This window comes from Corynebacterium intestinale, assembly GCF_023574125.1.
GTDB classification, from domain to species: Bacteria; Actinomycetota; Actinomycetes; order Mycobacteriales; family Mycobacteriaceae; genus Corynebacterium; species Corynebacterium hesseae.
The window spans coordinates 21,915-31,014 of sequence record NZ_JAMKFF010000014.1; the positions used below are offsets into that span (position 1 = coordinate 21,915).

Below are 9,100 nucleotides of genomic sequence, written 5' to 3' on the forward strand. Positions count from 1 at the left end.
CTTCTGGAAGTTGGACAGAAGAGGGTGGGTGACTCTAGAGCTTCACGGGATAATCGCGCTGCTCAATCTTGGGGTCGATGCGCTCTTCCACGAAGATGCCGTGCCAGATCATGAAGGACAGAACCGTCCACAGGCGGCGCGAGTGATCGGATACTCCGTCGCGATGCTCCTTGAGCATCTCCAGGACTTCCTTCTTGTCGAAGATGTCCTCGGTCTGGGACTCCGTGATCTGGTCCTGGGCCCAACCGTAGAGTTCATCGCCTGCCAGCCAGTGGCGCATGGGAACTGGGAAGCCCAGCTTCTTGCGGTGTAGCACGTGCGGCGGGACGATCTGCTCCATGGCCTTGCGCAGCGCGTACTTGGTGGTGCCGTGCGAAATCTTGAGGTCATAGGGGATGGTCTCCGCGACCTTAAACACTTCCTTGTCAAGGAAGGGCACGCGCAGCTCGAGCGAGTTGGCCATGTTCATCTTGTCGGCCTTGACCAGGATATCGCCGCGCATCCACGTAAACAGGTCGAGGTGCTGCATGCGGGCTACGGGGTCGAAGTCCTGAGACTGCGCATAAATCGGCGCGGTCACCTCGCGGTGGTCCCATTCCTGTTTAGCCCAGGGCAGGACGCGCTGGAGCTGCTCGAAGTTGAAGGAACGAGCATTTCCGTAGTAGCGCTCCTCCATGGTCATGGAACCGCGGTTGAGCAGGGACTTGCCCTTCATTCCTTCGGGGAGCACCTGTGAGAGCTTGCCCAAGCCGCGGCGCAGTGGGGAAGGAATCTTCTCAAACGGAGCCAGCGAGAGCGGTTCCTTGTAAATGGTGTAGCCACCGAAGAGCTCGTCTGCGCCTTCGCCGGAAAGTACCACCTTGACGTGTTTGCGGGCCTCCTGGGCAACGAAGTACAGCGGCACGAGGGAAGGATCCGCAACGGGATTGTCCAGATACCACATGATCTTCGGGACGGCGTCGGCGTACTCCTCGGGGGAGACAATTTTGACGATGTGCTCCACACCGATTGCCTCGGCAGACTCGGCGGCGACATCCACCTCGGAATAGCCTTCCCGCTCGAAGCCGGTAGTGAAGGTGAGCAGGTTCGGATTGTGGCGCTTGGCCAAGGCTGCAATGGCAGTGGAGTCAATGCCGCCGGACAGGAAGGAACCTACGGTTACATCGGCACGCATGTGCTTCTCGACGCTATCCTCCAACGCCCGTGCAATCTTGTCGAAGAGCTTTTGCTCTTCGCCCTGCTTAACGGGCTGAATAGGGAAGCGAGGCTTGAAGTAGCGCTCAGACACGACCTTTTCGCCGGGACGAAGAGTAACGGTGCAACCCGACTCGACGCGGCGAATATTGGCGTGGAGGGATTCCGGTTCCGGCACGTACTGCAGGTCGGTGTAGTGCTCGATGGCGCGCTTATCAAGGCTGAGAGCTAGACCTAGCGAATTGGCCATCGAGAGGATGCACTTCATCTCGGAGGCGAACACCGTGCCGGCATCCGTGGTGGCGTAATAGAGGGGCTTGATGCCGAACTGGTCTCGGGCGGCGAACATCGTGCGCGTTTCGGTGTCCCAAATGACGAAGCCAAACATGCCACGTAGGTGCTCTACTACGTCCTTGCCCCAGTGATGGTAGCCGACGACGATGGGCTCACCATCGCCCTCGGTGTTAAAGGTGTAGCCGGCGGCGATGAGCTCTTCGCGCAGCTCGACGTAGTTATAAATCTCGCCGTTGAAGGTGAGGGCGTAGCGCTGTGGGTTGTCTTCGGGGCCCCAACGCAGCGGCTGGTGGGAGTGCTCGAGGTCGATGATGGACAGGCGGTTAAAGCCAAAAGCCGCCTCATCGTCATGCCAAGTACCAGCAGCGTCGGGGCCGCGATGGCGCATGCACTGGAGGGACTGCTCGAGTGCCTCCACGTGTTGAGCGGCGTTGCGATCGGCGCTGAGCAGCGCGCAGAGTCCGCACATAAACTTGCTTCTCCTTATATATCAAGGTCTATCCTCGACACACTTTACGGCTGGAGTTCGGCGATTTGCGAACCCCGCGCCGCGTTCCCCGTTAGGGTGCGAACTTTCGGATGATGTACAGCAGTACGCCTTGTGAATTGAGTCATAGGTGGAAGGGGGAGGGTGGGGTAGCTGGTGTGACCTTGCGCAGGTGGGCCGGTAACATCCCGTACGTTCACTATTTATAGAGCGGAACTAACACCTGATCAGTCCAGCGAAAAGGTCTGAAATTCAGGCATGATCCTCTATCCTGATTGGGTAGGAATGCTCTGTGAGTATTCGAGAAGTTTGTGTGCACAGAAAGGCAGAACACACGTGGGACAGCGTAAGCAACGCAACCTCGGCCGTAAGGCAGGCTTGGCGGGCGTTATCGCTCTGGGCGGTCTAGCTCTGGCAGGTTGTGACGTCGCAGCGCCGACGGCCGTTGAAAATCTCCTAGGTATGGGTTGGCCGAAGGGTGTTACCCCTGAGGCTCACTCGATGTACAACTTCTGGATCTGGGTCTGGGTTGCTGCATGGATCATCGGCTTTATTATGTGGGGCCTCTTCCTCACTGCCATCTTCCGTTGGAGCGCGAAGAAGGCCGAGAAGGCTGGCAAGGGTGAGTTCCCGAAGCAGCTGCAGTACAACGTGCCGCTGGAGATGGCTTTGACCATCATTCCAATCCTTATCATCATGGGCCTGTTCTTCTTCACCGTTCAGGCGCAGCAGAAGGTTACGGCCTTGGATAAGAACCCTGAGGTCACCGTTGACGTGACTGCTTTCCAGTGGAACTGGAAGTTTGGTTACGCCGAGAACAAGGTTGATGGCGAGAATTACAATGGCGCCGATACTGAGCGCCAGAAGCTCGCTGAGGAATCTGCTGTGGATCCAGAGGGTACTGCGAACCCCAACCCGATTCACGGTAAGTCCATGGGCGACATTTCCTACCTCAACTTCAACAAGATTGAGACCGTCGGTACCACCGAAGAGGTTCCGGTTCTGGTTCTCCCGGTAGATACCCCGATTGAGTTCCGTCTTGCCTCCGGCGACGTTTCCCACGCATTCTGGGTTCCGGAGTTCCTGTTTAAGCGCGATGCCTACGCACACCCGGAGAAGAACTCCCAGGAGCGTCGCTTCCAGGTTGAGAAGATTGAGGAAAAGGGTGCCTTCGTCGGCCGCTGTGCTGAGATGTGCGGTACCTACCACTCCATGATGAACTTCGAGATCCGCACCGTTGACCGCGCGGACTTTAACGAGTACCTCAAGTTCCGTGAGGAGAATCCGCAGGCAACCAACGCCGAGGCCCTTGAGTACATTGGTGAAGAGCCTTACGCAGTTACCACTACTCCGTTCAACTCGCTGCGCGATACCCGCGATGCCGACAACTTCGTTGACACCTCGTCTGCGGCATAAGAAAAGGAACTGATACACAATGCGTGCAACATCTAAGGTCTTTTACGCAATTGCGACCTACCTCTTCGTGTCGCTCATCGTCTACATCATTGGTGTTAACTACGTCAAGGATGATGGCTACCTATACGGCACCGAGTGGGTCGGCATCGTCGGCATGGTCCTTGCCATGCTGCTCTGCATCATGCTGGGCGGCTACCTCCACTTCACCGATAACCGCGTTGACGTCACTCCGGAAGATTGGGAGGAAGCGGAGACTGAAGACGGAGCTGGTATTCTCGGCTTCTTCTCTCCGAGCTCCATTTGGCCGCTGTGCATGACCGGCTCCATCGCGGTGCTGGGTCTTGGCATCATCTTCCTTTACTTCTGGATGATTATTCTGGGTGCTGTCTTGCTCGTGACGTCCGTTACCGGCCTGTCCCTGCAGTACGGTCTTCCGAAGGAAAAGCACTAAGGCTTAGCCACTCCTGCCGCGCGATTTAGCGCCACGACTTCTCACGCCCCTGCCACACAACGTGGCGGGGGCCTTGTCGATCTTCAAGGCGTCGTGAAGCGTTGTAAAAAGTTCCCGGAGGCCCCAAAAAATTTGTGTAGCCCGGCAGGCTGGGGGAGGGCTTGGGGTGCCAGGATGGCTGGGAGCAGGTCGGCCGTAGGAATTCCAGCACGTTAACGTGCGTTTTTACGGGGGTCATCCGAAAGTTGCAGTCCTGCACTTACGCGGGTGAGTGGGGGTGTGATTTATCTCATTGGGGCACGTCGTGAGGAAGTAGCTCTGGGGAACAGGCTCCGAGTAGTTGACATGACCTGAATGGTTGCCGCCTTCGTTAGCATGTTGCACTACCTGCAGGGATGGGGCGTCGTAAAGCGCGGTGAAAAGTTCCCAACTATTTCCTGAATGATGTGGGGACTCCGGTCGCGATGAAGATAGTGAAGGTCTATGCTCTGGCCTCAAAAAAATCGGGGGGAAATGAGATGACTTATGCGGCTAGACCAGCCATACTGTTATGCGTGACGAGCGTAGTTTCTAACCAAGGTATGGCAGCACCACGTGTTGCCGCGCTGAACCGACCCAACATGGTCAGCGTTGGCACCATCGTGTTCCTGTCTCAGGAATTGATGTTCTTTGCTGGACTGTTCGCGATGTGGTTCACCTCGCGTGCGAACGGCCAGGAGGGTGACTGGGCTGAGCACACCGCGCACATCAACGTGCCGATGGGCTTCATCATTACGACAGTCCTGGTTCTTTCCTCCGTGACCTCTCAGTTCGGCGTGTTTGCAGCAGAAAGGGGTGACGTATACAAGCTCCGACTCTGGTACTCGGTGACCATCGCGTTGGGTGTTGTCTTCCTAGGCATCATGGCGTTCGAGTGGACAGAGTTGATCATGGCTGGTGTCACTGTTCAGTCCAGCGTGTTCGGTTCGGTCTTCTACATTCTGACCGGCTTCCACGCGGCTCACGTGACTGCGGGTCTGATTTCCTTCGGAATCATCTTGGCGCGCATCGCCCGCTCCAAGTTCACGCCTGCACAGGCCACCGCGGCAATGGCAGTGTCCTACTACTGGCACTTCGTTGACGTTGTGTGGATAGGCGTGTTCGTAGTCATCTACCTAGTTCAGTAGGCCGTAGTCGCCGGGGAGCAACCGGCCTACAGCCATTCATTTCCATGTACGAGTTATCTAAAGGAAAATGATGGATAACATCCAGCAGCCCGCCGCAGTGGAAGACACCACTGCCGCGGCTAAGAAGACCCGCCGTCGCCGCAAGGCGAAGCGCACGCTGGCTGGCGTCTTTGCGCTGAGCATCGGCCTTACCGGCGCTGGCGTCTTGGCTTCTGCCTTGACCCCTGACGCGCAGGTGGCTACAGCCGCAAAGGATGACCAGGCACTCGTTCAAGAGGGCAAGGACATCTACGAAGTCGCTTGTATTACCTGCCACGGCGCTAACCTGCAGGGCATCCAGGACCGCGGCCCGTCCCTCGTTGGCATTGGTGCCGGCTCCGTGTACTTCCAGGTTCACTCCGGCCGCATGCCGATGATGTCTAACGACGCTCAGGCTGAGCGCAAAACCCCGCGCTACACCGAGCAGCAAACCCTGGCGCTTGCCGCTTATGTTGCTGCCAACGGTGGCGGTGCCGATATCGTCTACAACGAGGACGGCTCCGTTGCGCAGGAATCTCTGCGCGGCGCTAACTACAACGGGCAGATTCAGGCAGAAGACGTAGCTAAGGGTTCTGAGCTCTTCCGCATGAACTGCGCGTCCTGCCACAACTTCACCGGCAAGGGCGGCGCGCTGTCCTCCGGTAAGTTTGCCCCGCCGCTGGCTCCGGCCAACGAGCAGGAGATCTACCAGGCAATGCTGACCGGCCCGCAGAACATGCCGAAGTTCTCTGACCGTCAGCTGACCGCAGACGAGAAGAAGGACATCATCGCCTACCTCAAGTCTGCAAAGGAAACCCCGTCGCCAGCCGGCTGGTCGCTCGGCGGTCTCGGCCCAGTGGCTGAGGGCCTGGCAATGTGGATCATCGGCATCAGCCTTCTGTGCGTTGCCGCTATGTGGATTGGATCTCGCTCATGAGCAACGTAAAGAAGAATTACTCTCGCAAAGAGCTCGATGCTATGAGCAACGACGAGCTCGCAGCGCTCGGCACCGAGCTTGACGACGTCACCGTCGCATTCCGCAAGGAACGCTTCCCGGTCGAGGGTGACCCCGCTGAGAAGCGCGCCGCCGGCAATGTCACCTTCTGGCTGATCATTTCTGTACTGATGGGCATCGCCTTCCTTGGCGTTTATCTCTTCTGGCCGTGGCAGTACAAGATGCTGGGGGAGGACGGCCTATGGTGGCACACGCTCTACACCCCGCTGCTGGGCCTGACTTCCGGCCTGTGCATTCTGGGCCTGGGCTTCGCCATTGTTCAGTACGTCAAGAAGATTCTCCCGGAGGAGATCTCAGTTCAGCGTCGCCACGACGGTCCTTCCGAAGAGGTTGACCGCCGCACGCTGACCGCGCTGCTTAATGATTCTTGGAACACGTCGACTCTGGGTCGTCGTTCCACCATCAAGGGTCTGCTCGGCGGCGCCGGCGTTCTGTTCGGCCTGACGGTTATTGCGCCGCTGGGTGGCGCCATCAATAACCCGTGGAAGAAGCGCCACGATCTGAACTACGCCGGCGACGGCACGCTGTGGACTTCCGGTTGGACCATGCATGAAAAGGGCGTCAAGCTCTACCTTGCTCGCGATACCGGTACTATCGCCGAGAAGCACGAAGGCGAATCCGGCACTCACTACACCACCCGCGGTGTTACCCGCCTGGTTCGTGTACGTCCGGAGGACCTTGCGGCCGGCGGAATGGAGACTGTCTTCCCGCTGGCTGCTGAGGATGTCAACGATGGTGCTGAGTACTCCGAGGACAAGGACGTCTACGAGAACCACATGCACTCCATCCATGGCAACCGTAACGCCGTGATGCTCATCCGCCTGCGCAACGACGACGCCAAGAAGGCCATCGAGCGCAAGGGCCAGGAGGACTTCCACTACGGCGATTATTACGCCTACTCCAAGATTTGTACCCACATTGGTTGCCCGACCTCGTTGTACGAGGCTCAGACCAACCGCATTCTCTGCCCGTGCCACCAGTCGCAGTTCGACGCTCTGCACTACGGCAAGCCGGTCTTCGGTCCGGCCGCCCGTGCACTGCCGCAGCTGCCGATTGACGTGGACGAAGAGGGCTACCTCGTTGCTAAGGGCAACTTCATCGAGCCCGTCGGACCTGCATTCTGGGAGCGTAAGTCATAATGAGTAACAAACTTGCACAGATGGGTAACAACATGGATGAGCGGTACTCCGCTGCCGGCGTCCTGCGTACCCAGCTCAACAAAGTCTTTCCCACTCACTGGTCCTTCATGCTCGGTGAGATGGCACTGTACAGCTTCATCATCTTGGTGCTGACCGGCATCTACTTGGCGCTGTTCTTCGATCCTTCCATTACGAAGGTCATTTACGACGGCGCTTACACCCCGCTCAACGGTGTGGAGATGTCGCGCGCCTATGCAACTGCGCTTGACCTCTCCTTCGAGGTCCGCGGTGGTCTGTTCGTGCGCCAGATGCACCACTGGGCAGCACTCATGTTCATGATGTCCATGATTGCCCACATGCTTCGCATCTTCTTCACCGGTGCGTTCCGTCGCCCGCGTGAGGCTAACTGGATTATCGGTTGCGCCTTGATTCTCTTGGGCATGATCGAGGGCTTCCTCGGTTACTCCCTTCCGGACGACCTCCTCTCCGGTGTCGGTCTGCGAATCATGTCCGCCATTATCCTGGGCCTGCCGATCATCGGCACCTGGCTGCACTGGGCCATCTTCGGTGGCGACTTCCCGTCCGACCTGATGCTGGATCGTTTCTACATCCTGCACGTGCTGGTTATCCCGGGCATCATTCTGGGCCTGATTGCAGCTCACCTCATCATGGTCTGGTTCCAGAAGCACACCCAGTTCCCTGGACCGGGCCGCGCTGAGAACAATGTTGTTGGCGTCCGCATTATGCCGGTCTTCGCCACCAAGGCCATTGGCATGGGCATGATGGTTGCCGGCGTGCTGGCACTCATCTCCGGTCTGATGACGATTAACTCCATCTGGAACCTTGGCCCGTACAACCCGTCTCAGGTTTCCGCTGGTTCCCAGCCGGATATTTACATGCTGTGGACTGACGGTGTTGCTCGTGTCATGCCGGCATGGGAGCTTTACATCGGCAACTACACGATTCCGTCCGCCTTCTGGGTTGCACTGCTCTGTGGCTTGATGGTTGTGTTGCTGTTTGCTTACCCGTTCATCGAAAAGAAGCTGACTGGTGACGACGCCCACCACAATCTCTTGCAGCGCCCGCGCGATGTCCCGGTTCGCTCCGCTATCGGCGCGGCTGCCATCACGTTCTTCCTTCTGGTGACGCTGTCCGGTGGTAACGACCACGTGGCTCACTTCTTCCAGATCTCCCTGAACGCGATGACCTGGGTTGGCCGTATCGGCCTCATCGTCCTGCCGCCGATCGCTTACTTCATGACCTACCGCATCTGCGTTGGTCTGCAGCGCTCCGACCGTGAGGTCCTGGAGCACGGTATTGAGACTGGCGTTATTAAGCAGCTGCCGAATGGTGCCTTCATTGAGGTCCACCAGCCGCTTGGCCCGGTGGATGACCATGGCCACCCGATTCCGCTCGAGTACTCCGGTGCCGCGGTTCCGAAGCAGCTCAACCAGCTTGGTCTGGCTGACTCCGAGACGCAGGGCATCTTCTCTTCCGATGACCCGTCCATCGTCTCGCGCGTCAATGAGATTCGCCACGAGAACCACGCTGAGGAAGCGGAGATGTTCCGTCAGCTCAACGAGGCTAATCGCCGCGAAGACGAGGAGAACGGCCGCATCTAGCGCCTTCACTCGCTGAAACACGCTCACAAGAGCCCGTGTTCCTTCCCAATACGAGGAAAGGAGCACGGGCTCTCAGCGTTTCTGTATCCGCTTCGTAGCGCTGTGGCGGGCTTCAGGGCGCACTGGTGGGCCCTGACTCGGATAAGCGCTTCATGGCTCTGCCATGGTTGGGTAGAGTGTTGCGACCGGCTATTTGGTAGCAGTGTCGTGACTATCTGGTAGCGCTTCAGTGAGTATCTGGTAGCAGCTCGCGGCGCTCGGGGTGATACTTCCGGTAGCCGCACCACTCGGGTGCGGC

7 protein-coding genes are annotated in these 9,100 nt (G+C 58.2%); 6 read left to right on the plus strand and 1 reads right to left on the minus strand.

The features are described 5' to 3' along the window. Window positions 1-34: 34 nt before the first annotated feature. Complete coding sequence (asnB, locus tag M5J06_RS11970; protein ID WP_250224748.1) at window positions 35-1,957, minus strand: asparagine synthase (glutamine-hydrolyzing); 1,923 nt, start codon at window positions 1,955-1,957, stop codon at window positions 35-37. A 354-nt stretch (window positions 1,958-2,311) separates the two neighbouring features. On the opposite strand from asnB, the gene ctaC reads away from it, so the two are divergent. From ctaC to qcrB, 6 genes are all read left to right on the plus strand, one after another. Next, window positions 2,312-3,391, plus strand: a complete 1,080-nt coding sequence (gene ctaC, locus M5J06_RS11975; RefSeq protein ID WP_070596823.1) for an aa3-type cytochrome oxidase subunit II — start codon at window positions 2,312-2,314, stop codon at window positions 3,389-3,391. A gap of 19 nt (window positions 3,392-3,410) precedes the next feature. Further along, entirely contained in the window at window positions 3,411-3,842 is a 432-nt protein-coding gene (gene ctaF, locus M5J06_RS11980; protein ID WP_070561953.1) for an aa3-type cytochrome oxidase subunit IV, read from the plus strand. A 554-nt stretch (window positions 3,843-4,396) separates the two neighbouring features. Next, the gene (gene ctaE / locus M5J06_RS11985) at window positions 4,397-5,008 is read left to right on the plus strand and encodes an aa3-type cytochrome oxidase subunit III (RefSeq protein WP_369815732.1); all 612 of its coding nucleotides are present in this window, start codon (window positions 4,397-4,399) and stop codon (window positions 5,006-5,008) included. A gap of 67 nt (window positions 5,009-5,075) precedes the next feature. Continuing rightward, window positions 5,076-5,963 (plus strand): cytochrome bc1 complex diheme cytochrome c subunit, encoded by an 888-nt coding sequence (qcrC, locus tag M5J06_RS11990; protein WP_070519807.1) that lies wholly within the window; start codon window positions 5,076-5,078, stop codon window positions 5,961-5,963. Next, on the plus strand, window positions 5,960-7,180 hold the full coding sequence (gene qcrA / locus M5J06_RS11995; protein ID WP_143335738.1) for a cytochrome bc1 complex Rieske iron-sulfur subunit: 1,221 nt from the start codon (window positions 5,960-5,962) through the stop codon (window positions 7,178-7,180). The genes qcrC and qcrA overlap by 4 nt, the downstream gene beginning before the upstream one ends. Beyond that, window positions 7,180-8,802, plus strand: a complete 1,623-nt coding sequence (gene qcrB / locus M5J06_RS12000) for a cytochrome bc1 complex cytochrome b subunit (protein ID WP_070561948.1) — start codon at window positions 7,180-7,182, stop codon at window positions 8,800-8,802. The genes qcrA and qcrB overlap by 1 nt, the downstream gene beginning before the upstream one ends. Window positions 8,803-9,100 lie beyond the last annotated feature (298 nt).